This is a genomic window from Nonomuraea roseola, assembly GCF_039535395.1.
Taxonomy (GTDB): domain Bacteria; phylum Actinomycetota; class Actinomycetes; order Streptosporangiales; family Streptosporangiaceae; genus Nonomuraea; species Nonomuraea roseola.
The window spans coordinates 3,716,452-3,743,150 of sequence record NZ_BAAAXC010000015.1; the positions used below are offsets into that span (position 1 = coordinate 3,716,452).

Annotated in this window: 23 protein-coding genes, 1 tRNA gene and 1 pseudogene; 16 read left to right on the forward strand and 9 right to left on the reverse strand. The window is 70.0% G+C overall.

What is annotated here, in order from left to right; all coding sequences use genetic code 11:
- Positions 1-660: 660 nt before the first annotated feature.
- Positions 661-1,458: an arginase family protein gene (locus tag ABFX55_RS40990; protein ID WP_346128782.1), complete on the reverse strand. Its 798-nt coding sequence runs from the start codon at positions 1,456-1,458 to the stop codon at positions 661-663.
- Between the two features lie 352 nt (positions 1,459-1,810).
- Between ABFX55_RS40990 and ABFX55_RS40995 the strand changes: the two genes are divergently transcribed.
- Positions 1,811-2,713 (forward strand): 4-(cytidine 5'-diphospho)-2-C-methyl-D-erythritol kinase, encoded by a 903-nt coding sequence (locus ABFX55_RS40995; RefSeq protein WP_346128784.1) that lies wholly within the window; start codon positions 1,811-1,813, stop codon positions 2,711-2,713.
- 55 nt (positions 2,714-2,768) lie between these two features.
- On the forward strand, positions 2,769-4,562 hold the full coding sequence (locus ABFX55_RS41000; RefSeq protein ID WP_346128785.1) for an ABC-F family ATP-binding cassette domain-containing protein: 1,794 nt from the start codon (positions 2,769-2,771) through the stop codon (positions 4,560-4,562).
- 14 nt (positions 4,563-4,576) lie between these two features.
- On the opposite strand, the gene ABFX55_RS41005 is transcribed toward ABFX55_RS41000, so the two are convergent.
- On the reverse strand, positions 4,577-5,068 hold the full coding sequence (locus tag ABFX55_RS41005) for a MarR family winged helix-turn-helix transcriptional regulator (RefSeq protein ID WP_281388190.1): 492 nt from the start codon (positions 5,066-5,068) through the stop codon (positions 4,577-4,579).
- Positions 5,069-5,123: 55 nt separating this feature from the next.
- On the opposite strand from ABFX55_RS41005, the gene ABFX55_RS41010 reads away from it, so the two are divergent.
- Both ABFX55_RS41010 and ABFX55_RS41015 read left to right on the forward strand, forming a co-directional pair.
- Positions 5,124-5,894, forward strand: a complete 771-nt coding sequence (locus ABFX55_RS41010) for a trans-aconitate 2-methyltransferase (protein WP_346128787.1) — start codon at positions 5,124-5,126, stop codon at positions 5,892-5,894.
- A gap of 64 nt (positions 5,895-5,958) precedes the next feature.
- Positions 5,959-7,389 carry a CYTH and CHAD domain-containing protein gene (locus ABFX55_RS41015; protein WP_346128789.1) on the forward strand — a complete coding sequence of 477 codons (1,431 nt, stop codon included), beginning with the start codon at positions 5,959-5,961 and terminating at the stop codon, positions 7,387-7,389.
- Here ABFX55_RS41015 and ABFX55_RS41020 read toward each other — a convergent pair.
- The 4 genes from ABFX55_RS41020 to ABFX55_RS41035 form a co-directional block, all read right to left on the reverse strand.
- Positions 7,377-8,180 carry an NUDIX domain-containing protein gene (locus ABFX55_RS41020; RefSeq protein ID WP_346128790.1) on the reverse strand — a complete coding sequence of 268 codons (804 nt, stop codon included), beginning with the start codon at positions 8,178-8,180 and terminating at the stop codon, positions 7,377-7,379. The genes ABFX55_RS41015 and ABFX55_RS41020 overlap by 13 nt on opposite strands.
- On the reverse strand, positions 8,170-10,230 hold the full coding sequence (locus tag ABFX55_RS41025) for an RNA degradosome polyphosphate kinase (RefSeq protein ID WP_346128792.1): 2,061 nt from the start codon (positions 10,228-10,230) through the stop codon (positions 8,170-8,172). Before ABFX55_RS41025 ends, ABFX55_RS41020 begins: the two co-directional genes overlap by 11 nt.
- A 54-nt stretch (positions 10,231-10,284) precedes the next feature.
- A complete protein-coding gene (locus ABFX55_RS41030; protein WP_346128794.1) occupies positions 10,285-11,118 on the reverse strand; it encodes a TetR/AcrR family transcriptional regulator in 834 nt (277 codons plus the stop codon).
- An 82-nt stretch (positions 11,119-11,200) separates the two neighbouring features.
- Positions 11,201-12,142: an acyl-CoA desaturase gene (locus tag ABFX55_RS41035; RefSeq protein ID WP_346128796.1), complete on the reverse strand. Its 942-nt coding sequence runs from the start codon at positions 12,140-12,142 to the stop codon at positions 11,201-11,203.
- A 259-nt stretch (positions 12,143-12,401) separates the two neighbouring features.
- Between ABFX55_RS41035 and ABFX55_RS41040 the strand changes: the two genes are divergently transcribed.
- The 12 genes and pseudogenes from ABFX55_RS41040 (at position 12,402) to ABFX55_RS41095 (ending at position 23,685) form a co-directional block, all read left to right on the forward strand.
- A tRNA-Gln gene (locus ABFX55_RS41040) sits at positions 12,402-12,473 on the forward strand.
- A 129-nt stretch (positions 12,474-12,602) separates the two neighbouring features.
- Positions 12,603-14,051 (forward strand): bifunctional UDP-N-acetylglucosamine diphosphorylase/glucosamine-1-phosphate N-acetyltransferase GlmU, encoded by a 1,449-nt coding sequence (gene glmU, locus ABFX55_RS41045; RefSeq protein ID WP_346128797.1) that lies wholly within the window; start codon positions 12,603-12,605, stop codon positions 14,049-14,051.
- On the forward strand, positions 14,048-15,025 hold the full coding sequence (locus ABFX55_RS41050) for a ribose-phosphate diphosphokinase (RefSeq protein WP_183655094.1): 978 nt from the start codon (positions 14,048-14,050) through the stop codon (positions 15,023-15,025). Before glmU ends, ABFX55_RS41050 begins: the two co-directional genes overlap by 4 nt.
- A 96-nt stretch (positions 15,026-15,121) precedes the next feature.
- On the forward strand, positions 15,122-15,742 hold the full coding sequence (locus ABFX55_RS41055; RefSeq protein WP_346128799.1) for a 50S ribosomal protein L25/general stress protein Ctc: 621 nt from the start codon (positions 15,122-15,124) through the stop codon (positions 15,740-15,742).
- A 75-nt stretch (positions 15,743-15,817) separates the two neighbouring features.
- A pseudogene (pth, locus tag ABFX55_RS41060) lies at positions 15,818-16,403 on the forward strand (aminoacyl-tRNA hydrolase).
- Between the two features lie 85 nt (positions 16,404-16,488).
- Positions 16,489-17,928 (forward strand): sugar transferase, encoded by a 1,440-nt coding sequence (locus ABFX55_RS41065; RefSeq protein WP_346128801.1) that lies wholly within the window; start codon positions 16,489-16,491, stop codon positions 17,926-17,928.
- Positions 17,928-18,692: a 3'(2'),5'-bisphosphate nucleotidase CysQ gene (locus ABFX55_RS41070; protein ID WP_346128802.1), complete on the forward strand. Its 765-nt coding sequence runs from the start codon at positions 17,928-17,930 to the stop codon at positions 18,690-18,692. Before ABFX55_RS41065 ends, ABFX55_RS41070 begins: the two co-directional genes overlap by 1 nt.
- Positions 18,693-18,709: 17 nt before the next feature.
- Complete coding sequence (cysD, locus tag ABFX55_RS41075) at positions 18,710-19,624, forward strand: sulfate adenylyltransferase subunit CysD (RefSeq protein ID WP_346128804.1); 915 nt, start codon at positions 18,710-18,712, stop codon at positions 19,622-19,624.
- Between the two features lie 73 nt (positions 19,625-19,697).
- Entirely contained in the window at positions 19,698-20,954 is a 1,257-nt protein-coding gene (gene cysN / locus ABFX55_RS41080; protein ID WP_183655105.1) for a sulfate adenylyltransferase subunit CysN, read from the forward strand.
- 162 nt (positions 20,955-21,116) lie between these two features.
- Positions 21,117-21,995 carry a sulfotransferase gene (locus tag ABFX55_RS41085; protein ID WP_346131394.1) on the forward strand — a complete coding sequence of 293 codons (879 nt, stop codon included), beginning with the start codon at positions 21,117-21,119 and terminating at the stop codon, positions 21,993-21,995.
- Positions 21,992-22,912 carry a glycosyltransferase family 2 protein gene (locus ABFX55_RS41090; RefSeq protein WP_346128806.1) on the forward strand — a complete coding sequence of 307 codons (921 nt, stop codon included), beginning with the start codon at positions 21,992-21,994 and terminating at the stop codon, positions 22,910-22,912. The genes ABFX55_RS41085 and ABFX55_RS41090 overlap by 4 nt, the downstream gene beginning before the upstream one ends.
- On the forward strand, positions 22,909-23,685 hold the full coding sequence (locus ABFX55_RS41095) for a WecB/TagA/CpsF family glycosyltransferase (RefSeq protein WP_346128807.1): 777 nt from the start codon (positions 22,909-22,911) through the stop codon (positions 23,683-23,685). The genes ABFX55_RS41090 and ABFX55_RS41095 overlap by 4 nt, the downstream gene beginning before the upstream one ends.
- On the opposite strand, the gene ABFX55_RS41100 is transcribed toward ABFX55_RS41095, so the two are convergent.
- From ABFX55_RS41100 to ABFX55_RS41110, 3 genes are read right to left on the reverse strand one after another with little or no spacing between them, the layout of a single operon-like run.
- Positions 23,675-24,574: a sulfotransferase family protein gene (locus ABFX55_RS41100; protein ID WP_346128808.1), complete on the reverse strand. Its 900-nt coding sequence runs from the start codon at positions 24,572-24,574 to the stop codon at positions 23,675-23,677. The two genes, ABFX55_RS41095 and ABFX55_RS41100, sit on opposite strands and share 11 nt — an antisense overlap.
- Complete coding sequence (locus ABFX55_RS41105) at positions 24,559-25,854, reverse strand: lipopolysaccharide biosynthesis protein (protein WP_346128809.1); 1,296 nt, start codon at positions 25,852-25,854, stop codon at positions 24,559-24,561. The genes ABFX55_RS41100 and ABFX55_RS41105 overlap by 16 nt, the downstream gene beginning before the upstream one ends.
- Positions 25,851-26,696, reverse strand: a complete 846-nt coding sequence (locus ABFX55_RS41110; RefSeq protein ID WP_346131395.1) for a sulfotransferase domain-containing protein — start codon at positions 26,694-26,696, stop codon at positions 25,851-25,853. Before ABFX55_RS41110 ends, ABFX55_RS41105 begins: the two co-directional genes overlap by 4 nt.
- Positions 26,697-26,699: the final 3 nt, after the last annotated feature.

Here is a 26,699-nt window from a genome sequence, read left to right on the forward strand (position 1 = left end):
ATCCTCCTGGCCCCTGCCTTCCTGTCGGTTACCCCCGCCCGCAGCGTGCGCATGCTCCAGCGGCGGAGTACCGGTCTTCTCGACGCGGTGTCCACCCGCGATGCCGCCGTCCTACGCTCAGCCGCCCGAACGGAGAACTGAAGCCACCGGCCTGGCCACTGGCCGAGCATCTCAGCAGAAGAGGACGTGAGCAGGCTGCCGCCAGATGACGGGAACGCCGGGTGGAGGCCGTCCGCACGTTCGTCGGCTGGATCTCCGGCCGGGTGCAACGCGTCGAGGCTTCTGCTGGGGCTTCGATACGGGCCGGGCGCGCTGTTGCTCGATGGCGAGTTGAGCCTGAGCGCTTGGCGGCGAGGCTGGCCTCGGTGTCCGGGGGCGAGGTTGGTCTCGGTGTTCGGGGGTGAGTCGGGTCTGGGTGTTCGGGGTGAGGTGGGTCTTGGTGTTCGGGGGTGAGGCGGGTCTTGGTGTCTGGGGGCGAGGTTGGTCTCGGTGCTCGGAGATGAGGCCAGCCTCAGCGCTCGGGGGGTGAGGCGGGCCTCGGTGTTCAATGGCGATTCGGGGTGCCGGGGTCGAGGGTGATCGGGTCGCCGTCGCGAAGGTGGTTCGTGCTGCCGTGTGGGGGGTGGCTCCGAGGTTCGCTTCTGCTTGCCGTACCTGACCTCAGGGGGTGGTGAGGTTGGCGATCAGGGGAGCGAGGAGGAGTTGGTCCTCGGGGCGGGACGGTTCGTACTCGGTGATGCCGATTCCCGCCAGCTCGAAGTGCTCGGTCAGCGTCCTGACGAGCTTGAGGAGGTCGTCGGGCAGGAGGCCGCCGGGGGCGGGGACACCGACCGAGGCGAAGGTGGCGGGGTCCAGGACGTCCAGGTCGATGTGGATGTAGACCACGTCGGCGCCCGTGTCGGCGACGGCCTGGACCAGGGTGGCGGGGTCGGACAGGTCGGTCACGCCGAGATGGGTGAGGCCGCTGGAGGTGGCGAAGTCGCGCTCGGCGGGGTCGAGGTCGCGGGCGCCTGCCAGGACGATCCGCTCCGGGCGGATGGGGTGCTCGGGCAGCAGGGCGTCGTGTCCTTCGCCGGTCAGCGTGCGCAGCACCATCCCGTGGAAGGCGCCCGAGGGGGAGGAGCCGGGGGTGTTGAGGTCGCCGTGGGCGTCGAACCAGACGAGGGCGAGGCGGTCGCCGTACCGGTCGAGGGCGGCGGAGACGGGAGCGAGGTCGATGCCGCAGTCTCCGCCGACGGTCACCACGAGCCCGTCGGGGGCTTGGGCCAGGGCGGCGCGGGTGCGGCCGGCGGTGGTGGCGAGGTCGGCGGGGGCGTCGCCGTCGGCGATGTCGACGCGCAGGTGTACGGCGTTCGGCACCATCTCGGCGAGCAGCTTCGCGCCGTCGCGCAGTCGGTGGGCGGTAGGGGAGGACGAGCCCTGCCACTGCGGTACTTCGATGACCGTTACCTGGGACATCAGTTCACTTCACCTTGTCTACGAAGTCGGCGTTTCTGCGAGGCCGAGGTTTCCGTGCGAGTGGCGGTTCTGCGAGGCCGGGGTTTCTGCGAGGTCGACGTTTGCGGGAGGCCGAGGTTTCTGTGTGAGTGACGGTTCTGCGTGGCGGCGCTCTCTGTGAGGCCAAGGTTCTGCGAGGTCGGGCGGATCGCGGTCCTGCGGAAGCTCGGGGAGGGTTTCCGCGAATCCCCGGTCCGGTGTTCGCAGGATATGACGGCGGGGTGCGGGGCTGAAGAGGAGGGCGTGGGGCGCAGGTGGGTCCCGATAGCATCGAGAGCCTTGACCCCGCAGGCGATGAGAGTGGCAGAAGCAGATGAGTTCCGTGACCGTCCGGGTGCCCGCAAAGGTCAACGTCCAGCTGTCCGTGGGCCCGTTGCGGGATGACGGCTTCCACGACCTGGTGAACGTCTTCCACGCCGTCTCGGTCTTCGACGAGGTCGTGGCCAAGGAGTCGGAGACGGTCTCGGTGCGGGTGGAGGGCGAGTCCGCCGACCAGGTGCCCGTCGACGACGGCAACCTCGCCATCCAGGCCGCCAGGGCGCTGGCCAAGCACGCGGGCAGGACGTACGGCGTCGAGCTGGTCATCCGCAAGGCGATCCCCGTGGCAGGCGGCATGGCAGGAGGCAGCGCCGACGCGGCGGGCACGCTGGTGGCCTGCAACGAGCTGTGGGGGCTCGGGCTGCCGCTCGAGGACCTGATGGAGATCGCCGCCGATCTCGGGAGCGACGTGCCGTTCTCCCTGCTCGGCGGTACGGCGGTGGGCACGGGCAGGGGCGAGCAGCTGACCGCGCTGCCGGTCAGGGGCGCCTTCCACTGGGTGTTCGCCGTCGCGGACGGTGGGCTGTCCACGGCGAAGGTCTACGCCGAGTGCGACAGGCTGAGGGCGGCGGCGGGCACGCGGGTGGCGTGGCCGCAGGTGAGCGAGGCGCTGCTGAGGGCGCTGAAGGACGGCGACGCGCGGGCGCTGGGCGCCGAGCTGACCAACGACCTCCAGGAGCCCGCGCTGGCGCTGCGCGGATCCCTGGCCAGGACGCTGGAGGCGGGGCGCGAGCACGGGGCGCTGGGCGCGATCGTGTCGGGGTCGGGGCCGACGTGCGCGTTCCTGGCCGCCGACGAGGAGCACGCCCGCGAGCTGGCCGAGGCGCTGAAGGGCGCGGGAGTGTGCCGTACGGCGGTGCCCGCGCACGGCCCCGTGGCGGGGGCGTCGATCGTCTGAGGGCCGGTCGGCGATGGGCCGTCGTGGACGGGGGAGGGGATAGCCTTGGTGAGCGATGAATCTGGTCAATCTTGAGTCTGTTTCCCATGCCTACGGGCCCAAGCCACTGCTGAGTGACGTCTCCCTCGGCATCGAGGCCGGTGAGCGCATCGGCGTCGTCGGGCGCAACGGCGGTGGCAAGACGACGCTGCTGTCGGTGGTCGCGGCGACGGTGAAGCCCGACACCGGCCGCGTGACGCACAACAGGGGTCTGCGGGTCGGCCTGCTGTCCCAACGCGACGACCTCGACCCCGGCAGGACCATCCACGAGACCGTCCTCGGTGGCCGCGCCGAGCACGAGTGGGCGGGCGACCAGGCGATCAGGGAGATCCTCGCCAACCTCATCGGCGACCTCGACCTGGAGAGCAAGGTCGGAGACCTGTCCGGCGGGGAGCGGCGGCGTACGGCGCTGGCGAAGCTGCTCATCGACGAGCACGAGCTGATCATGCTTGACGAGCCCACCAACCACCTCGACATCGAGGCGATCGCGTGGCTGGCGGGGCACCTGTCGCAGCGCAAGAGCGCGCTGCTGGTCGTGACGCACGACCGGTGGTTCCTCGACGCCGTCTCCACCAGGACGTGGGAGGTCGTCGACGGCAGGGTCGAGCGCTATGAGGGCGGTTACGCCGCGTACGTGCTGGCCAAGGCCGAGCGGGCGCGCATCGCGCAGGCCGCGGAGGAGCGCCGCCAGAACCTCATGCGCAAGGAGATCGCCTGGCTGCGCAGGGGACCGCCCGCGCGGACGTCGAAGCCGAAGTTCAGGATCGAGGCGGCGCAGGCGCTGATCGCCGACGAGCCTCCCGTGAGGGAGACCGTCGAGCTGATGAAGTTCGCGGCGGCGCGGCTCGGCAGGACCGTCTACGACCTCGAGGACGTCACGCTGCACGCGGGCGGGCCCGACGCGGGTCCGCTGGTGCTCGACCACTCCACCTTCCAGTTCGGTCCCGGCGACAGGATCGGGCTGATCGGGGTCAACGGCTCGGGCAAGTCGACCGTGCTGCGCCTGCTCGCCGACCAGGTCAAGCCCGACTCCGGACGCATCGTGCGCGGCAGGACGGTGCGCCTGGCGTACCTTTCGCAGGAGCTGACCGACGTCGATCCGGGGCAGCGCGTGCTCGAGTCGGTGGAGCAGATCCGCAAGTACATCCAGCTGGGCAAGAAGGAGTGGACCGCCTCCCAGCTGCTCGAACGGCTCGGCTTCAAGGGCGAGGCGCAGTGGAAGGTCGTCGGCGACCTGTCGGGCGGTGAGCGGCGGCGGCTCCAGCTGCTGCGCCTGCTCATGGACGACCCCAACGTCCTGCTGCTCGACGAGCCGACCAACGACCTCGACATCGAGACGCTGAACGAGCTGGAGGACCTGCTCGACGGCTGGCCGGGCACGCTCGTGCTGGTCAGCCACGACCGGTACTTCCTGGAGCGCGTCGCCGACCGGTGCGTGGCGCTGCTGGGCGACGGGCGGCTGTCGATGCTGCCAGGCGGGGTGGACGAGTATCTGCAGCGCAGGGCGGCGGGCACGGCGGTGACGGCCAGGGTCGCCGGCGGCGCGCCCGTGGCGGCCGCTCCCGTGAAGGTCGAGCCCACGGGGATGTCGGCCAAGGAGGAGCGTGAGCTGCGCAAGGAGCTGAGCCGCCTCGAGCGCCAGCTCGACAAGCTCGCAGGGCAGGAGGACAAGCTCCACGCGACGATGGCCGACGCGGCCAGCGACTACGCCAAGCTGGGCGAGCTCGACGCGAAGCTGCGCGACATCCTGAGCGAGAAGGACGCGGTCGAGGCGGAGTGGCTGGAGGTAGCCGAGCGGCTCGGCGAGTAGCGCTCGGCGCGAGGTCAGGCGTCGAAGGGCGTGAGGAGGGTGCGCAGGAGGTCGGCGAGGGCCCTCTGCTCCTCGGCTCCCAGCCCGGCCAGCAGCTCCCGTTCGCGGCGCAGCAGGTCGGCGAAGGCGGCGTCGACCCGCGCCCGCCCGTCGTCGGTCAGCGACACGAGCACGCCTCGCCGGTCCTCGGGGTCGGGGCGCCGCCGCACCAGCCCGGCCTGGGCCAGTCTGTCGATGCGGTTGGTCATGGTTCCCGAGGTCACCAGTGTGGCGCGCAGCAGCGCCCCCGGCGACAGTTCGTACGGCTTGCCCGCCCTGCGCAGCGCGGTGAGCACGTCGAACTCCCACGGCTCGAGGTCGTGCTCGGCGAAGGAGGCCCGCCGCGCCCTGTCGAGATGACGGGCAAGGCGGGAGACACGGCTCAGCACCTGCAGCGGCGTCACGTCGAGATCGGGACGCTCCTGCTGCCAGGACGCCACCAGCCTGTCGACCTCGTCCATCGTCATGACACGAGTGTACTGTCTTGACATCGAGATATATCTCTCGATATCAATTATCTTTATGTCAAGAGATATCTGGGACCCCGCGACCTATGCCGCGTACGCCGACGAGCGCTCCAGACCCTTCTTCGAGCTGGTCGGGCGCGTGCGGGCCGATCAACCCGATTATGTCGTCGACGCGGGCTGCGGATCGGGCGAACTCACCGCGACACTCGCCGAACGCTGGCCGCGCGCCACCGTCTACGGCTTCGACTCCTCTCCCGCGATGATCACCAAGGCGCGCGGCCTCGAGACCAGGGCCCGCTTCGACGTCGCCGACGTCGCGCTCTGGCACCCCGACCGCCCCATCGACGTGATGGTCTCCAACGCGCTGCTGCAGTGGGTTCCCGAGCACCGCGACCTGTTCGAGCGCTGGATCGACGACCTCAGCTCGGGCGGCTGGCTCGCCTTCCAGGTGCCGGGCAACTTCGACGCCCCCAGCCACGTGCTGATCCGCAGGCTGTGCGCCAGCGACAACTGGAGGGACAGGCTGGGCGAGTTCGAGCGCCCGTGGCCGGTCGCCGAGCCGGTGGCCTACCTGGACCAGCTCACCGCCCTCGGCCTGCGGGTGGACGCGTGGGAGACCACCTACGTCCACGTCCTGCAGGGTGAGAACGCCGTGCTCAACTGGATCTCGGGCACCGCGCTGCGCCCGATCTTCGACCGGCTCGAACCCGACGAGCGCGCCCGCTTCACCGACGAGCTGGCCGTCCTGCTCGACGAGGCCTACCCCACCCGGTCGTACGGCACGCCGTTCCCGTTCCGCCGGATCTTCGTGGTCGGGCAGAAGTGAGAAAACTTCTCCCGTTCATCGCCTAGTGGCATGATTGTCCGCAATCGAACGGTTGCGAGGTGCAGTGGGCATCGAGATCGAGGACAAGTTCGACGTACCGGGTGACTACGAGGTGCCCGATCTGAGCAAGCTGGGCCAGATCACCGGCCCCAAGAGCTACCAGCTGGTGGCGCTCTACTACGACACCGCCGATCTGCGCCTGGCCGCCAGAGGTGTCACGCTGCGGCGGCGGCGCGGGGGGTCCGATCCGGGCTGGCACCTCAAGCTGCCCAAGGCCAAGGGGGCGCGTCAGGAGATCCAGCTGCCGCTGACCCGCAGCACCAAGATCGTTCCCGCCGAGCTGGCCGACCTCGTCCAGGGCTACACGCGGGGAGCCGAGTTGCGCGTGGTGGCCGAGCTCGACACCCGCAGAACCGTGACCCTGGTGGGCGGAGCCGTCGAGGTGGCCGACGACCGTGTCAAGGGCACCGCCTTCGGCGACGAGCCGCGCGTCGAGCGATGGCGAGAGGTCGAGGCCGAACTGGTCGACGGCGAGCAGGACCTGCTGGCGAAGGTCGGCAAGCGGCTGCGCAAGGCCGGAGCCGTACCCGCGAACTCGGCCAGCAAGCTCGCCAGGCTGCTCGAGCCCCCACCGCCGGTCCGCGCGAATGTCGAGCACGGCAGCGCCGGCGAGGTCGTGGTGAACTACCTCGCGGACCAGGTCGCCGCCCTCCTCTCGCAGGACCCCCGCGCCCGCAGGGCGGAGGACGACGCCGTGCACCAGATGCGCGTCGCCTCGCGCAGGCTGCGCAGCGCCCTGAAGGCGTTCGCGAGCGTCGTCCAGGACACCGAGCCCGTCCAGGAGGAGCTGAAGTGGCTCGCCGCCGTCCTCGGCGAGGCCCGTGACCTCGAGGTCATCAGGGCCAGGTTCGCGGAGCGCCTCAGGAATCTCGCCCCCGAGCTCGTGGCAGGCCCCATCCAGGTACGCCTCGGCGACGACCTGGGCAAGCGCGAGGAGGAGGCCCACGGCAGGATCAGGGAGACGCTGAGCGGCCCGCGTTACTTCGCGCTGCTCGACGCCCTCGACCGCCTGGTCGCCGAGCCGTCCCTGGGCAGGACGGCGGGCAAGCCGGCAGGGGCCGCGCTGTCCGCGATCGCGGACAAGAACTGGCAGCGGGTGTCGAAGGCCTACGATCACGCTCAAGCGGTGACGGATCCCGACGAGCGCGAGACGGCCATGCACGAGGTACGCAAGGCGGCCAAACGCGCCCGGTACACCGCCGAGGCGATCGGCGTGGACAAGTTGGCCAAACGCGCCGAAGCCGTACAGGAAGCGCTCGGGGTCCACCAGGACGGGGTCGTCGCGCAGCAAACGCTCGCCCGAGAGGCCGAGAGCGCGCGGCAGGCGGGCGAGGACACCTTCACCTACGGCGTGCTGGTGGGCATCGAGCGAGCGGCCGCCGAGCGCGCGCACGCCGACTTCCCCCAGGTGTGGGCGAAGGTTCAGACCGCGTAGCGCTCGATGTGGACGATCCGGCCGTCCAGGCGGTGGAGGACGGCGAAGGCGCCCTTGCGCAGGTGCACGCGCAGGCCGCTGAGCTCGTCGATCAGCGGAGGCAGCACCTTGCCGTGGCTGCACACGGCCGAGGGACCCTCGAGCCCGCGGACGAGCTCGGCGCTCTGCTCCCTGTCGTAGCCCTGCTCGCTGAGCAGCGGGTCGAGCCGCAGGTGGGCTCCGGGAAGCGTCTGCACGCATCGCATACTCGGCGAGCTGACCAGCGAGGAGGGCCGGTAGGCGGGCAGCACCGTGGCAAGGGTGCGCGCCTGGGCCAGGCCGTCGTCGTCGAGGGGGCGCAGGTCGTCGTCGCCCTCCCACGCGTCGCGCGAGCCCGCGCTGCCGTGCCGTACGAGGAGAAGCGGGGTGGTCGGCGGCGGCGGGGTGGTCAGCAGGCTCGCGTCCCACTCGTAGCTGAGGCGGGCGCGCGCCGCGTCGCGGGTGAGCCAGACCAGCTCGTCCACCTCGGGACCCGGGACGAACTCGCCCGAGACGGCGCGGGCCGTCCAGTAGTCGACCCGCTTCAGGCGGCCCTTCCTCAGATAGTGGACGGCGGGCAGCGCCCTGCCGAGGAGCACGGTCAGCCCTGTCTCCTCCCGTACCTCGCGCAGAGCGGCGGCGATCACGTGCTCGCCAGGCTTCACCTTGCCCTTGGGGAAGGTCCAGTCGTCGTACTTGGGCCTGTGCACGAGGGCGACCTCGTCGCCTCGCCAGACGACCGCGCCCGCGGCCCTGATGAGCTCAGTCGTCAATGGTCCTCCACCGGCGCGTCCCGACCATGTGGCTCTGCAGGTCGTCGCCGTCGTGGCGGCTCCATGTGCCGTCGGAGTTCAGCCACCAGCAGTTGGTGGTGTCGGCCATCGCCAGGTCCATGAGCTCGATCAGGTAGGCCCTGTGCGACTGGCCTGTCACCTTCACCAGCGCCTCCACCCTCCTGTCGAGGTTGCGGCGCATCAGGTCGGCGCTGCCGATCCAGATCTCGGGGCGCCTGCCGAGCCCGAACTCGTAGACCCTGGAGTGCTCCAGGAACCGCCCCAGGACCGAGCGGACCCTGATGTTCTCCGACAGGCCGGGAATCCCGGGACGGAGCGCGCAGATGCCCCGCACCCACAGGTCCACCCGCACGCCCGCGCGGGAGGCGCGGTAGAGCGCGTCGATCATCTGCTCGTCCACCAGGGAGTTGGTCTTGATCCTGATGCGAGCGGGCCTGCCCGCCTGCTGGTGGGCGATCTCCCGCTCGATCCTGGCCAGCAGGCCGCCTCTCAGCGAGTGCGGGGCCACCAGCAGCCTGCGGTAGGCCGAGTGGTTGGAGTAGCCGGTCAGGTGGATGAACAGGTCGGTGACGTCCTCGCCGACCAGCGGGTCGGCGGTGAGCAGGCCGAAGTCCTCGTACACGCGGGCGGTCTTCGGGTTGTAGTTGCCCGTCCCGATGTGGCAGTAGCGGCGCAGCTCGCCCGAGGGCTCCTGCCGTACGACCAGGGCGAGCTTGCAGTGTGTCTTCAGCCCGACCACGCCGTAGACCACGTGGCAGCCGGCCTTCTCCAGCTTGCGCGCCCACGAGATGTTCGCGTGTTCGTCGAAGCGGGCCTTGATCTCCACCACGACCACGACCTGCTTGCCCGCCTCGGCCGCGTCGATCAGCGCGTTCACGATGGGGGAGTCGCCGCTGGTGCGGTAGAGCGTCTGCTTGATCGCCAGCACCTGCGGGTCCTCGGCCGCCTCCTCGATGAAGCGCTGCACGCTGGTGGCGAAGGAGTCGTAGGGGTGGTGCAGCAGCACGTCGCGCTCGCGCAGCACGGTGAAGATGTCGTCCTCGGCGTGGATGGCCTCGGCGGGGACGAACGGGCGGAAGCTCAGCTCGCCCTTGTCCAGGTCGGCGATGGCGTCGAGGCCCGTGAGGTCGAGCGGGCCGTCGACCCTGTAGATCTCGTGCGGTGCCACGTCGAGCTCGTCGACCAGCAGCTCCAGGACCTCGGGGGTGATCGTCTGCTCGACCTCGAGCCGCACCGCGGGGCCGAAGCGGCGCTTGAGCAGCTCCTTCTCCAGCGCCTTCATGAGGTTCTCTGTCACGTCCTCGTCGACGTCGAGATCCTCGTTGCGGGTGACCCTGAAGGCGTGGTGCTGCAGGATCTCCATGCCCTTGAACAGCTGGCCGAGATGGGCCGCGATCACGTCCTCCAGCGGGACGAACCTGTTCTTCGAGGCGGCCACGAAGCGAGGCAGCTGGGAGGGCACCTTCACCCTGGCGAAGACGGTGTGGTCGGTGGAGGGGTTGCGCACGACGACGGCCAGGTTGAGGCTCAGGCCGGAGATGTAGGGAAAGGGGTGCGCGGGGTCGACGGCCAGCGGCGTCAGGACGGGACGGATCCGCTCCCTGAACAGCTTGCGCAGCTCGGTGCGCTCATCACGGCCGAGGTCGTCCCACCGGACGATCTCGATGCCCTCGGCGGCCAGCTGCGGGCAGATGCGCTCGTGGAAGAGGGCCGCGTGCCGTTTGGCGAGGTCGTCGGCTATCGTCGCGATCCGCGCCAGCTCCTCGCGCGGCTTGAGCCCGCTCTTGGTCCGCAGCAGCAGGCCCGTCGCCATGCGGCGTTTGAGGCCTGCCACCCTCACCCTGAAGAACTCGTCGAGGTTGCTCGCGAAGATCGCCAGGAACCGCACCCGCTCGAGAAGGGGAAGGGAGGGGTCCTCGGCCAGCTCGAGTACGCGTTCGTTGAACTGGAGCCAGCTCTCCTCGCGGTTGAGGAACCGCTCCTGAGGCAGGGGCAGGTCGTTTCCAGAGGACAGGAGCTCGGCGGACATATCCCGTAATATGCCCAATTAGATTGAACAAAGCGTTAACGCTGGCTCAACGACTCACTCTTGTTCGAGCTTCGCCGCCCGCTCGGCCAGTCTGGCCTCCCGCTGACGGAGCTTCTCCTCGCGCTCCCTGGCCCTCTCGGCCTCGCGCAGCAGCCGCTCGCGCTCCTTCAGCTCGCGCTCCCTGGCCTTCTCGGCCTCCTTGAGCTCCTTGGCGCGCGCCTTCTGCGCCTCCTTGAGCTCCTTCTCGGTCGGCCTCGGGGGCAGCGGCGCCATGGCCGACAGCTCCAGGCCCTTGCTCGTCGCGGTGATCTGGGGCATCGGGTTGAGGCCCGTCAGGCCGTTCCACGCCAGATTCACCAGGTGCGAGGCGACCTCCTCGCGCCCGGGCTTGCGCACGTCAAGCCACCACTGGCCGGTCAGGGCCACCATGCCCACCAGCATCTGGGCGTACATCGGCGCCAGCTTGGGGTCGTAGCCCCTGCCCTTGAACTCGTCGGCCAGGACGTCCTCGACCTGGCTGGCGATCTCACTGATCAGGCTGGCGAAGGTGCCGGTGCCCGAGGCCGCGTGCGAGTCGCGCACCAGGATGCGGAAGCCCTCGCTGCTCTCCTCGATGTACTGCAGCAGGGCCAGCGCCGCGCGCTCCAGCTTGATCAGGGAGTGCGACGCCGACAGCGCCGCCGTGATCATGCCGAGCAGTTTCTGCATCTCGCGATCGACCACCACCGCGTAGACGCCCTCCTTGCCGCCGAAGTGTTCGTACACCACAGGCTTGGACACCTGCGCCGTGGCGGCGATCTCCTCGATGGAGGTCCCGTCGAACCCCTTCTCGGCGAACAGCGTGCGGCTGATCGTGATCAGCTGCTCTCTTCGCTCTCTACCGGTCATACGCCTGCGAGATCGGGATTCGGTGGTCACAGGTTCCATAATGGCGGTGCCCGGCCCGTGACCGGGCACCGTGGTATCGGCACTAGCCAATGCGCTTCGCCGCCAGGCGCTCAGGAGTCGGCCACCTGACGTCGTGGACCCAGCCGAATCGCTCGAAGATGCGGATCAGGCCGGCGCTGAGGTCGATCTGCCCCTTCAGCGCCCCGTGACGGGCGCACGTCGGGTCGGAGTGGTGCAGGTTGTGCCACGACTCGCCGAAGGAGGGGATCGCCAGCCACCACACGTTGCGCGACTTGTCGCGGCTCTGGAAGGTCTCCTCGCCGAACACGTGACAGATCGAGTTGATCGACCACGTCACGTGGTGCAGCAGGCCGATGCGCACCAGCGAGCCCCAGAAGAAGGCGGTCAGCGCGCCCTGCCACGACCAGGTCAGCACCCCGCCGAGGACGGCGGGCAGGAAGATGGAGGTGACGGCCAGCGCGGGGAACCACTTGTGCAGCTTGATGATGTCGGGGTCCTTGCACAGGTCAGGGGCGTACTTCTCCCTGTTGGTCCGCTCGCTCTCGAACAGCCAGCCCATGTGCGCGTAGAGCAGACCCTTGGTCATCGACTTGAACCCTGGCCCGAAGCGCCACGGCGAGTGCGGGTCGCCCTCCTTGTCGGAGAACTTGTGGTGCTTGCGGTGGGTGGCGACCCAGTCGAGCACCGACATCTCCAGCGACAGGCTGCCCGCGATGCCCAGCGCGATCTTCATCGGCCGCTTGGCCTTGAACGACCCGTGCGTGAAGTAGCGGTGCAGGCCGACGGTGACGCCCAGCCCCGTCACGATGTAGAAGACGAAGGCGATCGCGATGTCGGTCCAGCTCAGCATGCCCCAACCCCATGCCAACGGGACGGCGGCTGCGATCGCGGCCAGGGGGAGTCCCACGACGAGGCCGAAGATGATCAGCTCGGCCCTGGTCTTGGGCTCGGGGTCTACGTCTGGCTTGGGACCGGGCGCCGGTCGGTCGGCAAGAACGGTCATGGGCTACCTCTCACGACGTGTATGAGGATGATTGTCCAGCTACGCAACCGTAACCTACGTCAGCGTAAGTTAGGAATCCCTAAGATGCGAATGTGTGGAAGATGAAGGTCTTCGGGGTGTCCTGAGTGGATTCCATGGCTTGTCCTTGCCCCTGAAATCTGCTACCACGCGCGTCCGTCGGCGAACTTGTGATCCCGATCGGCACGCGGGCCCCGATCGCCGGTACCCTAGACGCGGGGTAGCCGTCAGGCTCCCTTCTTCCGGCGTTGAGTAATTGGCAGCTCGCGGTCTTTTGGTGTCCGTTGTTCAGGTTCGAGTCCTGGCGCCGGAGCTGTGGTGAATGTCGCCATGGGTGTGAAGAGGTGACGAAGGCGGGCAGGTATCCTCACGGTGTCGGGAGGGTAGCGGTGCGGTAGCCGTACCTAGCCCTGATCCGCCTCGTCACAGGGAGCCTCAGTCCGTGAGTGTGCCGCGCCCGGCCGCCGTCATCGTCCTCGCCGCAGGCGAGGGCACCCGGATGAAGAGCCAGACCCCCAAAGTCCTCCATGAGCTGTGCGGCCTGTCCTTGGTCGACCACATGCTCGCCGCCGCAAGGGAGCTCGATCCCGAGCGGCTCATCGTCGTCATCGGTCACGCGAAGGAACGGGTCGGCGGCCACCTGGCCGAGACCAGCCCCGACGCCAAGGCCATCGTCCAGAGCGAGCAGCGCGGCACCGGCCACGCCGTCCGCACCGTGCTCGAGGAGACAGGCACGATCGCCGGCACGGTGCTGGTCACCTACGGCGACACACCGCTGCTGACGTCCGAGACGCTGGGGCGGCTGCTCGACGCCCACGCGAGCGAGGGGAACGCGGTCACCGTGCTGACCGCGGAGGTCCCCGACCCGACGGGCTACGGAAGGATCCTGCGCGACGCGGCGGGAGCCGTCCTCGAGATCGTCGAGGAGAAGGACGCCACGCCCGCGCAGCGGGCGATCAGGGAGATGAACTCCGGCGTCTACGCCTTCGACGGGCTCCTGCTCGCCGACGCGGTCAAGCGGGTGTCCACCGACAACGCGCAGGGCGAGGAGTACCTCACCGACGTGCTGTCGATCCTGCGCGAGGAGGGCCACAGGGTCGGGGCGCACGTCGCCGACGACTACGTGGAGGTCGAGGGGGTCAACGACCGGGTGCAGCTGGCGTTCGCGCGCGGCGTGCTCAACCGGCGCGTCCTCGAACGGCACATGCGAGCGGGCGTCACGGTCATCGACCCCTCCAGCACGTTCGTCGACGTGTCGGTGGAGATCGAGCAGGACGCGGTGATCCATCCCGCCACGCAGCTGCACGGCCGCACCCGCATCGAGGCGGGCGCCGAGGTCGGCCCCGCGACCACGCTGACCGACACCTTCGTCGGAGCGGGCGCGGTGGTGCGCAACGCGGTCGCCGACAGCGCGGTGATCGGGGCGGAGGCCTCGGTCGGACCCTACGCCTACCTGCGGCCGGGCACCGAGCTCGGCCACAAGGCCAAGGCGGGCACCTACGTCGAGATGAAGAACGCCAAGGTAGGAGCGCGGTCGAAGGTGCCGCACCTGTCCTACGTGGGCGACGCGACGATCGGCGAGGACGCCAACATCGGCGCCTCCACGGTCTTCGTCAACTACGACGGGGTCAACAAGCACCACATCACCATCGGAGACGGCGTCTTCGCGGGGTGTGACACCATGCTGGTCGCTCCGGTGACCGTCGGCGACGGCGCCTACACGGCGGCCGGATCGGTCATCGTCGACGACGTGCCTCCGGGGGCGATGGGCGTGGCCAGAGCGCGGCAGCGCAACATCGAGAAATGGGTCTTGCGCAGGCGCGCGGGCACGAAGTCGGCTGCGGCGGCCGAAAAGGCGCTGGCCGAGCAAGAGCAGGAGAGTGGCACGTGACGAGCATCAAACAGCCGGGATCCAAGGAGCTGATGCTCTTTTCTGGACGGGCCTATCCTGAACTGGCCGAAGAGGTGGCCAACCACGTGGGCGTCTCGCTCACACCGACGAAGTTGATCGACTTCGCCAACGGCGAGATCTACGCCCGTTACCTCGAGTCGGTACGCGGGTGCGACGCCTTCGTGATCCAGAGCCACACCGGCCCGATCAACAAGTGGATCATGGAGCAGCTCATCATGGTCGACGCGCTGAAGCGGGCCTCCGCCAAGCGCATCACCGTGGTCATGCCGTTCTTCGGCTACGCCCGCCAGGACAAGAAGGGCCGCGGACGCGAGCCCATCACCGCCAGGCTCATGGCCGACATCTTCAAGACCGCGGGCGCCGACCGGCTGATGTCGATCGACCTGCACACCTCGCAGATCCAGGGCTTCTTCGACGGACCCGTCGACCACCTGTTCGCGATGCCGGTGCTCGAGAGCTACCTGAAGGACAAGCTCGACCTGGCCAACACCACGATCGTCTCGCCCGACACCGGCCGCGTGCGGCTGTCGGAGCGGTGGGCCGACACGCTCGGCACCCCCATGGCCTTCATCCACAAGCGGCGCGACCTCGACGTGGCCAACTCGGTGAAGGTCAACGAGGTCGTCGGCAAGGTGCGGGGCCGCACCTGCGTGCTGATCGACGACATGATCGACACCGCGGGCACGATCTGCAAGGCGGCCGACGCGCTGTACGAGCAGGGGGCCACGAACGTGATCGTGGCGGCCACCCACGCGGTCTTCTCCGACCCCGCGGTCGACAGGCTGAAGAACTCCCGCATCTCCGAGGTCATCGTGACCAACACGCTGCCGCTGTCGGAGGAGAAGAGGTTCGACAAGCTGACGGTGCTGTCCATCGCGCCGCTCATCGGCAGGGCGATCACCGAGGTGTTCAGCGACGGCTCGGTGACCAGTCTGTTCGAGGGCAACACCTGAGTGCCGTAGACTGCAAAGGTTGCGTTCGTAACGCCTTCCGCTAGGGCGGGTGAGGGGGAACGCAGTATCCGATCTCATGCATCCCTAGGAGATGTCGTGTCCGAAGTACGTATCGCCGCCGAAACCCGTACCGAGTTCGGCAAGGGCGCCGCCCGCAAGATCCGTCGCGCCGACAAGGTGCCCGCCGTTCTCTACGGGCACGGCATCGACCCCAAGCACCTCATGCTGCCCGGCCACGAGGTCCTTCTCGCGCTGCGCACCGCCAACGTCCTGATCCGCCTGCAGGGCGAGGGCGTGGACGAGCTGGCCCTGCCCAAGGGCGTCCAGCGCGACCCGATCAAGGGCTTCGTCGAGCACGTCGACCTGCTCCTGGTCAAGCGCGGCGAGAAGGTCACCGTCGAGATCCCCGTCACCACCACCGGTGACGTCAACTCCGAGGGCCTGCTCGACCAGCAGCTCGTCTCGATCGCCGTCGAGGCCGAGGCCACCCACATCCCGACCGGCGTCGAGGTCGACGTCGAGGGCCTGACGGTCGGCTCGGTCATCACCGCCGGCGACCTCAAGCTGCCGAAGGGCGCGACCCTGACCGCGGACCCCGAGACCGTGATCATCCAGGTCAACGCCAAGCCGACCGAGGAGCCCAGCGCCGAGGCCGAGGCCGCTGAGGGCGAGGCCGCCGTGGCCGGCGAGGGCGAGAGCGCCGAGGCCGCCGAGTAACACGGGCCATAGAGCCACTGACGGGGCGGCCGGGCCATGTGCCCGGCTCGCCCCGTTGCCGTATGGAGGAGCGCGATGGATCGCTGGCTGATCGTCGGTCTCGGCAACCCTGGGGCCGAGTACGAGGGCAACAGGCACAACGCCGGTTTCATGGTCCTTGACGAGCTGGCCGCCAGGGCGGGCGGCAGGTTCAAGGCGCACAAGAGCCGCGCGCACGTGCTGGAGACCAGGGGCGCGGTGCTGGCCAAGCCGCAGACGTACATGAACCTGTCGGGAGGCCCGACGAAGCTGCTCGCCGACTTCTACAAGATCGGCCCCGAGCGCCTGATCGTCATCCACGACGAGCTCGACATCCCCTACGGCGCGCTCCGCGCCAAGCTGGGCGGCGGAGACAACGGCCACAACGGTCTGAAGTCCATCACCAAGTCGCTGGCGACGCGCGACTACCTGCGTGTGCGGTTCGGCATCGGCCGTCCCCCCCGGCCGCATGGACGCCGCGGCCTTCGTGCTGAAGGACTTCGGCACCGCCGAGCGCAAGGATCTGGCGTTCCTGGTCGACAGGGCGGCCGATGTGGTCGAGTCGCTCGTCGAGAAGGGTCTGGAGGCGACGCAGAACGCCTTCCACAGCCTCGATCTGAACATCTCGGCTCCTCCTCGCTGAATCGGCGCCACGCGCGGCTACCCACCGCTACCATTCCATGACTGTCTGTTGAACAACGGTCACGGGGGGCCGCGTGGAGGGGCTGATGACGGTCGCGAAGGTCGAGCCACCGCTCGTCTGGCGAGCCAGCCCCCGCATGCCCGGATGGGTGCGGTCCTACCGCCTCCAGGCGCTCGGGGCCGATCTCGGCTGCGCGGTGGCGGGGGCGATGCTGGCCTTCGTCGCCAGGTTCGGCGAGCTCACGCCCTACGCCACGCCGTACATCCTGCTCAGCCTCGCGCTGCCGCCCGTGTGGGTCTGCGCCGTGGCGCTCAACAGGGCCTACGAGCCTCGCCTGATCGGCATCGGCTCGGAGGAGTTCCGCAGGGTCGTCAGGTGCGGGATGGCGCTGACCGCCGCCATGGCGATCTGCGCCTACGCCACCAAGACCGAGGTCGCGCGCGGCTACGTCGTGCTGGCGCTGCCGTTGACGACGCTGCTCACCGTGCTCTTCAGGTACGGCCTGCGCCGCTCGCTGCACCGGCGCAGGGCCGAGGGGCAGTGCATGCGCAGGGTCGTGGCGGTGGGCCACGAGGCTGGCGTCGCCGAGCTGGTGGGCAGGTTCCGCAGGGAGCGTTACCACGGCATGGAGATCGTGGCCGCCTGCCTTCCTGACGACACCTCTCGGAGCAGGGTGGGCGACGTGCCGGTGGCGGGCGGCTTCGCCGACGTGCCGCTGGTGGTGGCCCAGGTCGACGCCGACACGGTGGCGGTCCTCGCCTGCCAGGAGATGGACGGCGTGGCGCTGCGCCGCCTGGCGTGGCGGCTGGAGAAAACCCACACCGAGCTGGTCGTGGCGCCCGCGTTGATGGAGGTGGCGGGGCCGCGCACGACCATCCGCCCTGCCGCCGGGCTGCCGTTGCTCCACGTGGAGCACCCCGAGCTGGCAGGGGCCAGGCAGCTGGTGAAGAACGTCTTCGACAGGGTGGTGGCGGGGCTGCTTCTCGTGCTGATCGCGCCGTTACTGCTGGGGCTGGCGCTCGCCGTCCGCGTGAGCAGTCCTGGGCCCGCGCTGTTCAGACAGACCAGGGTGGGCAGGGACGGCAGGCTCTTCACGATCGTGAAGTTCCGCACGATGCGGCAGGACGCGGAGCGGATGAAGGTGGAACTGGTCAGCGACGCCGACGGCGTGCTGTTCAAGGTGCGCGACGATCCGCGGGTGACGGCTCTGGGGGCGTTGATGCGACGCCACTCCCTCGACGAGCTGCCCCAGCTGATCAACGTGCTGTTCGGTCACATGTCTCTGGTCGGTCCCAGGCCCCCGCTTCCCGAGGAGGTCGCGCAGTACGGCGACGACGTCCGCAGGCGGCTGCTGGTGCGCCCGGGGCTGACGGGGCTGTGGCAGGTTTCGGGCAGGTCAGATCTGTCGTGGGAGGAATCCGTACGCCTCGACCTGCGTTACGTCGAGAACTGGTCCCTCATGCTTGATCTGCAGATCCTGTGGAAGACTTGGTCGGCCGTCGCCCGCGGGCAAGGAGCTTACTGATGACGATTCGCGACGACCACGCCCTCGCCTCCGACCTGGCCACGGAGGCGGGAGAGCGGCTGCTCTCGCTGCGCGGGCGCGAGGGCTTCGAGCATCCTCCCGCGCTGAGAGCCGAGGGCGACAGACAGGCCCACGTCTTCCTGACGGAGGCGCTGGCGCGGCTGCGGCCCAGCGACAGCGTGCTGTCCGAGGAGGCCACCCGCGAGGAGCGGGAGGATCCGGCCAGACGTACGGCCGAGCGGGTGTGGATCGTCGATCCACTCGACGGCACAAGAGAGTTCGCCGAGGAGGGCCGCGAAGACTGGGCGGTCCACGTCGCGCTGTGGGAGCGCGGCGAGCTGGTGGCAGGAGCGGTGGCGCTGCCCGCTCAGGGCCGCACGCTGTCCACGGCCGAGCCGCCCAAGCTCGCGCCCTACGAGGGCGGCAGGTTCCGCATCGCGGTCAGCCGCACCAGGCCGCCCGAGTTCGTGCAGAAGCTCGCCTACCTGGCCGGGGCCGACCTCGTGCCGATCGGTTCGGCGGGGGCGAAGATCTCCGCCGTCCTGACGGGTGAGGTCGAGGCGTACGTGCACGCGGGCGGGCAGTACGAGTGGGATTCCGCCGCGCCGGTGGCGGTCGCGCTCGCCTCAGGGGCCCACGCGAGCCGAATCGACGGCTCCGAGCTGGCCTACAACCAGGAGGACCCCACTCTTCCGGATATCCTTGTTTCCCTACCGGAGCTGGCGCCAACGTTGCTCGCCGGGATCCGCGACCTGCACCGCTAATGCCGGAGGAAGCCCCCATGCTTCAGCGCGACTACACCACGTCGCAACTCGACGTCCTCGAGGCCGAGGCCATTCACATCATGCGTGAGGTGGCGGCGGAGTTCGAGCGCCCGTGTCTGCTCTTCTCCGGCGGCAAGGACTCCATCGTGATGCTGCGCATCGCGGAGAAGGCCTTCTGGCCGGCGCCGATCCCCTTCCCGCTCATGCACGTCGACACCGGGCACAACTTCCCCGAGGTCATCGAGTTCCGTGACCGGCGCTCCGCCGAGCTCGGCGCCCGGCTGGTGGTGGCCAGCGTCCAGGACTCCATCGACGCGGGCCGCGTCACCGAGGAGACAGGCCGGCGCGCCTCGCGCAACCGCCTGCAGACCACCACGCTGCTCGACGCGATCGAGGACCACGAGTTCGACGCGGTCTTCGGCGGCGCCAGGCGCGACGAGGAGAAGGCCCGCGCCAAGGAGCGGGTGTTCTCCTTCCGCGACGAGTTCGGCCAGTGGGACCCGAAGAACCAGCGTCCCGAGCTGTGGAACCTCTACAACGCGCGCATCCGCAAGGGCGAGCACATCAGGGTCTTCCCGCTGTCGAACTGGACCGAGCTCGACATCTGGGACTACATCCGCCGCGAGGGCATCGAGATCCCCTCGATCTACTTCGCGCACACCCGCAAGGTCTTCGAGCGCGACGGCATGCTGCTGCCCGACGACGTCGTGGTGAGCAGGGGCGACGACGAGCCGCTGTTCGAGGCGGTGGTCCGCTACCGCACGGTCGGCGACATGACCTGCACGGGCGCGGTGCAGTCGGCCGCCGCGACGGTCGAGGAGATCATCGAGGAGATCGCGGCGACGAGGATCACCGAGCGTGGCGCCACCCGCGCCGACGACCGGGCCTCCGAGGCCGCGATGGAAGACCGCAAGCGCGAAGGCTACTTCTAATGCCGACGTCCACGCCACGCACGGCACACCCACGGAAGACCGGCTGCGTCAGATACAAGGGCTACTTCTAAAAATGGACATTCTTCGTTTCGCCACCGCCGGGTCCGTCGACGACGGCAAGTCCACGCTGATCGGCCGCCTGCTGTTCGACTCCAAGGCGATCTTCGAGGACCAGCTCGAGGCGGTGGAGCGCACCTCGCGCGATCGCGGCACCGAGTACACCGACCTGTCGCTGCTGACCGACGGCCTGCGGGCCGAGCGGGAGCAAGGCATCACGATCGACGTGGCCTACCGCTACTTCGCCACGCCCAAGCGCAAGTTCATCATCGCCGACACCCCCGGGCACATCCAGTACACCCGCAACATGGTGACCGGCGCCTCCACCGCCGATCTGGCCATCATCCTGATCGACGCGCGCAAGGGCGTGCTGGAGCAGTCGCGCAGGCACGCCTTCCTCACCTCGCTGCTGCGGGTGCCGCACCTGGTGCTCGCGGTGAACAAGATGGACCTCGTCGACTACTCCCAGGAGCGGTTCGAGGAGATCCGCGAGGAGTTCACCGCCTTCGCCTCCAAGCTCAACGTGGCCGACCTGACCTTCATCCCGATCTCCGCGCTCAACGGCGACAACGTGGTCTCCCGGTCGGAGAACATGCCCTGGTACCAGGGCACCTCGCTGCTGCACCACCTGGAGAACGTGCACATCGCCTCCGACCGCAACCTGGTCGACGTGCGCTTCCCCGTGCAGTACGTCATCAGGCCGCACAAGACCGAGTTCCACGACTACCGCGGCTACGCGGGCCAGGTCGCGGGCGGCGTGCTGAAGCCCGGCGACGAGGTGCTGCACCTGCCGTCGGGGCTGGCCACCAGGATCGCCTCGATCGACACCTTCGACGGCCCCGTCGAGGAGGCCTTCCCGCCCATGTCGGTCACCCTCCGCCTGGAGGACCACATCGACATCTCCCGCGGCGACATGATCTGCAGGCCGAACAACAAGCCGCAGGTCGCCCAGGAGCTTGAGGCGATGGTCTGCTGGATGGCCGACGGGGTGAAGCTGGCACCGCGGTCGAAGCTGAGCATCAAGCACACCACCAGGACGGCCAGGGCCCTGGTGCGTGAGCTGCACTACCGGCTCGACGTCAACACCCTGCACCGCGACGAGGGCGCGACCTCGCTCGGGCTGAACGAGATCGGCAGGGTGTCGCTGCGGGTCACCCAGCCGCTGTTCGTCGACGACTACGCGCGCAACAGGATGACCGGTGGGTTCATCCTCGTGGACGAGTCGACGAACACCACGGTCGGCGCCGGCATGATCGTCGACGCCAGAGCGTAGTCAGGAGCGTTCCCCAGGGCCGTGGTCGGTGACCACGGCCCTGTCGCGTTCCTTAGGTAGATCCTTTGTCGTTCACTGACGCTTTGATTACTCTCCGCGCTAACGTCTCCACGGTCCGTATTCACCGCGCACCGCCGGAGGCATACTGTGACCGACCGGGTGATCTTTCTGGGTGGGCTCGGCCGCAGCGGCACCACGCTGCTCGAGCGCCTCCTCGGCGAGCTGCCAGGGGTCGTGCCGCTCGGCGAGGTGGTCCACCTGTGGGCCCGCGGCGTGGTCGCCGGCGAGCTGTGCGGGTGCGGCGAGGCGTTCCCCCGGTGCCCGTTCTGGCGCGAGGTCGGCGAGCGGGCCTTCGGCGGCTGGTCGCGCGAGCTGGCCGAGCGGGTGCTCCGGCTGCGGCGCAGGGTCGATCGCACCAGGCGCATCCCCGCCGTCGGCCACCCCGACCTGGCCGAGTACGTCGCCGCCTACCGCCGCGTCTACACCGCGGCGCTGCAGGCCGCGGGCGGCGCGGCCGTCGTCGACTCCAGCAAGCACGCCTCGCTGGCCTTCTGCCTGGCGGCAGGGGGCGTGCAGCCGCACGTGGTGCACGTCGTGCGCGACCCGCGCGCGGTGGCCCACTCCTGGCGCAGAACGGTCCCGAGGCCCGAGGACGGCAGCCACATGACCCGATGGGGCGCCATGCGCACCTCCCTGCACTGGAGCGCGCAGAACCTCGCGCTCGACCTGCTCGCCGCGCGGGGAGTCGAGGTGACCAGGGTCCGCTACGAGGACCTGCTCGCCGACCCCCGCGCCACGCTCACCGACCTCGCCGGGCGCCTCGGCCTCGACACGAGCCTCGGCTTCCTCGACGGCACCACCGTCAGCCTCGGCCGCGCGCACACCGTCTCGGGCAACCCCATGCGGTTCGCGGTCGGCCAGGTCGAGCTCTCCCACGACGACGCCTGGCGCGGCGGCCTGCCCGCCGTCCAGCGCGCCGTGGTCTCGGGCCTCACGGCCCCTCTCATGACCAGGTACGGCTATCGCGGAGCGGCGGCATGACTCCTTCGGTCGGCGTGGTGATCCCCACGACGGGCAAGCGGCCGGAGCAGCTCAGGGCGGCCACCCGCGCGGTGCTCACCCAGGACTATCCGGGCAGGATCGACCTGGTCGTCGTGGTCGACGGCGGAGACCCGATCGCGGTGGCCGAGCAGATCGCCGACGTGGTCGCGCCCAGGTCGAAGGGCGACGAGCCGCACTGCGTGCGCGTGCTGCCCAACCGGCTCAGCCCCGGCCTGCCAGGCGCGCGCAACACCGGCATCGCCGCCTCCGACACCGATCTGGTCGCCTTCTGCGACGACGACGACGTCTGGCTGCCAGGCAAGCTCGCCGCGCAGTCGGAGGCGCTCGGTCCTGGCGCCGACTTCTCCAGCTGCGCCATCGAGGTCGAGTACGGCACGCGCCGCGTGCCGCGGCTCGCGGGCCTCACCCAGGTCACCAAGGCCGACCTGGTGCGCTCGCGGATGGTGATGGTGCACTCCTCGACCTTCGTGTTCAGACGCGGCGCCTACTGGGTCGACGAGAGCGCGCCCATGGGCCAGAACGAGGACTGGGACCTCGCGCTGCGTGCCGCCAAGCGGCAGCCGATCGCGCACGTCGACCGTCCGCTCGTCCGGGTCCGCTGGGGCGCGTCACAGTACGTCACCAAGTGGGCCGACCGCATCGCCGGGCTGGAGTGGATGCTCGCCCGGCACCCAGAACTGGCCGTGGATCCGCGCGGCGCGGCGCGGATCTACGGTCAACTCGCCTTCCACCACGCCGCGATGGGGCGGCGCAGGGAAGCGGGCAGGTGGGCGCTGCGCACCTTCGCCGCCAGGGCGGGCGAGCCCCGCGCCCCGATCGCGCTCGCCGTCGCCGCAGGGTTCGTCTCCGCTCCAGCGGTGCTCTCGCTGCTGCACGACAGGGGGCACGGCATTTGACCGCCGGCCTGCCCTCCCGCCCCGCGAGGGTGACGGTCGCGGGGGTCCCGCTCGATCCGTTCACCGAGCAGCAGACGGTCGAGTGGGTCGCCGCCGCTCTGGAGGCGGGTGAGGGCGGACACCTCGTCACCCCCAACGTCGACATCTGCCGCGCCGTCGCAGGCAACCCGGCGCTCAGGGAGCTCGTCAGCGCCGCCGACGTGGTGGTGGCCGACGGCATGCCCCTGGTGTGGGCCTCCAAGCTGCTGCGCGAGGCGCTGCCCGAGAGAGTGACGGGGGCCGACCTGATCTGGTCGCTCAGCGCGATGGCGGCGCGCGGAGGCTGGCCGGTCTACCTGCTCGGCGCTCCTCCAGGAGTGGCCGCCAGAGCGGCGTGGGAGCTGGCCGACGGCTGTCGCGGGCTGCGGGTCTGCGGGGTGGACGCTCCGCCGTACGGGTTCGACAGGAGCGAGGAGGGGGTCGCGCGCGTCAGGGAGAAGCTGGTGGACGCGCAGCCCAGGATCGTCTTCGTGGGTCTCGGCTTCCCCCTGCAGGACAGGCTGATCGCCGGCCTGCGCCCCGACCTGCCGCGCACCTGGTTCGTCGGGTGCGGGTCGGCGATCGCGTTCGCGGCGGGGTCGGTCGCGCGGGCGCCGCTGTGGATGCGGCGCACCGGCACCGAGTGGCTGTTCCGCCTGGCCAGCGAGCCAGGACGGCTGGCCAGGCGCTACCTCGTCGACGACGTGCCCTTCGCGACCAGATTGCTGACCAGATCGCTGCTGCTCAGGCGGTGAGCGCCCGCACCCTGTCGATCTCGTCGGTGGTCAGGCGGTCGCGGTAGGAGCTCAGCGCGTGGCTGGAGTCCATGGGGCGGTAGGCCGTGCGTGAGAGGCCCGACCAGGCGAAACCGCGGTCAGCCTCGCCGTGGGCCGTGCACGCGCGCGTGATGCGGCGCTCGGCCGCCGCCGTCCAGCGCAGGCCCGCAACGTCGTACAGGCGGCGGAAGCCCTGAAGAGGTGAGCGGGCGAGCTCCTCGTAGGAGACCACGGTGATGCCCTCGGTGCGCGCCAGGAGGGAGCGCGTGACCCGCCACAGCGCGCACACCTTGGCGATGCGGTCCTGAGAGCCGGCCAGCGCGCGCAGCTCCTCCATCTCCGGGTGGTCACGGACCAGGAGCGGCTGCTCGAGCAGTTCCTCGAGACGGATGGTCCAGCCGAGCCGTGTCCACGAGCCGACGAGGGAGACGGGGTCGCGGACCAGCGCGATCACCGTGCAGCCGAGCCGCCCGGCGAACCAGCCGGAGGAGAGCACGGCGAAGGGGTCGTCGAGCAGCGCCCGCCGTCCGGTGAGCCTGCCCCAGGTGAAGGCAGAGCCGTAGCGGGCCAGCCTGGCCAGGTCGTACGGCGAGCGGTTGGCGCGCAGCTCGGCGAGGAAGCCGTAGCGCAGCGCCGTGGTGTCGCGGAAGGCCGGCAGCCAGCCGGCGGAGTTGTCGTCGCAGATGTACTGGAAGCGGTGCGTCACCGAGGCCCGCAGCACGCCGGGGCAGCGGCCTGGCGGGTGCTGGGGGTTGAGCGGCTCGTTGACGTAGACCAGCTCGCCCGAGGCGGCCAGCATCTTGCCCACCCAGCTCGTGCCGCTGCGGGGCAGCCCCGTCACCAGGATCGGCGTCATGCGGCGGCCCACGACCTGAAGCGGAGCGCGGTCAGGCTGTGGCGGCCGAAGGGGCGCAGACCGTAACGCTGGTGGATCTGCCAGAGCGGCAGCAGGTTCTTCACCAGCACCCCGCCGGACCAGCCCATGGCCGCGCCGAGCGCGCCGTGCGCGGGGATCAGCGCCAGGTCGAGCAGCACGGTGACGCCGACCGCCGCCACGAGGTTGGCGAGGCTGGCGGAGGTGTGGCCCGCCGAGATGAGGACCACGTCGACCATGCCGCACGCCGTGGCGACCATCATCGTCCCTGCCAGGACGAGCGCCACGGGCAGGGCCTCGTCGTAGCCCGCGCCGAAGATCCGCAGCAGCCACGGCGCCAGCAGGGCGTAGCCGAGCCAGACCGGCCAGGTCAGCAGCACCAGCCACATGGTCGTCACCTGGTAGAGCTCACGGGCCCTCGGCAGGTCGCCCTCGGCCATCGCGCGCACCAGGCGGGGCTGCGCGGCCTGAGCGAGACCCTGGCTGGCCAGCTGACCGACGACCTTGAACCTGGTGGCGGCGGTGTAGATCGCCGCCTGGGCCGGGCCCGCCAGGAGGGCCACGATCACGATGTCGAGGCGCTGGAAGAGCGCCTGGATCGCGCTCGCCGCCGACCTCGGCGCGGTGTGCCGCCACAGGTCGCGCGCCGTTCCCGGCAGATACGGCGTGCGCGGCACCCGTCGGCGCAGGCTCAGCGCCGCCAGCGCCGCCACCACCAGGTACGGCGCCGCCCACGCCCCCGCCAGCAGCTCCTGCGGGTACGGCAGCGCCGCGGCGGCCACGACGGCGACCAGGGCGAGCTGGGCCACGGGCAGCAGCATGCCGTCCAGCAGCACGGTCGTCCGCATGGAGCCGAAGCCCCTGGTCGCCGCGAGCAGGATGTCGGCCACCACCATCAACGGCAGCGCCAGCGCCAGCGGACCGAGCTGTGGATACAGCACCACGCCCGCGACCGTGGAGAGCACCGCCCCAGGGGCCACCGCCGCCCTGACATAGCCGGAGATACCGCGATAGTCGTAGGTCTTGGCGCGGGCGACGAAGAAGATCAGGCCGTTGCCCGCGTCGAGCTTGGCGATGCCCGCGACCATCAGCGCCAGCGCGATGGCGGTGAAGAACGTGCCCGCCTGTTCGGCGCTGAAGGTGCGGGTCACGATCACGACCAGGAGGAACTGCGCCAGCGCGCTCACCCCTGCTCCGGTGACCCCCGCAAGACCCGCCCTGGCCACCCGCCCGAGCCTGCCGCCGCTCCCCGTGGCGCGTCGCGCGGGCGTCACCGGCGCCACGAGGGGTCACCGCCCAGCCACGGCACGAGCTGCGTGTCGTACACCTCGAAGTGCTCCATCAGGGTCTGGCGCACCGACTCGGGCAGCGGCTTGGGACGGGAACGCCCGTTGTGCCGCTCGAAGGCGGGGTTGCCCATCTGGGGCATCTCCAGGAACTCCAGCACGCGCGCGTAGGTCCGCTCGGGCTCGGCGAAGAAGCGGTGGCTGTCGATCACGAGGATGCGCTCGCGCCCGAACAGCGGCTCGAGCCTGTCGAGCTGCTCGGCGTAGCGCCCGCGGGCCAGGTAGGCGTGGTGGCGGTGGGAGTGGTGGACCGAGTGCGGCTCGGCGCGCAGGCGTTCCTCCGCCCCGGCCAGCCGCCTGACCTCCAGCTCCACCGCGTACTCGAAGTGCGACTCGGTCTCGAAGCCCCGGGCCAGCTCGTGGGAGTGGGCGGAGAAGGCCCGCTCGACGGGGTCGCGCACCAGGACGATCAGCTTCACGCCTGGCAGGTCTCTGGCGATCCGCTCGCCGGCCAGCGGGTGGTACAGGTAGTAGGGGGCCGACTCGAAGGCGAGGGGCTGCCTGCCGTGCCTCTTTCTCAGCAGCGCCGCGCCGACCTTCAGTGGGAAGTGGCCCTGGTACCAGGAGACGCCCTTGCCGTAGCCGACGTCGAAGTAGTGCACCCCTTTGTGCAGCACGGGCTTCAGCAGCAGAGGGTGCTGGGCGAGGGCGCGGTAGAGGGAGGTGGTGCCGCAGCGCTGTGCGCCCATGATCAGGAAGGACGGCAGCATCCGGCCGCCCGAGGTCAGCCGTCCCGTGGTGCGCGAGACGGACAGGACCGAGTGCTTCATGGC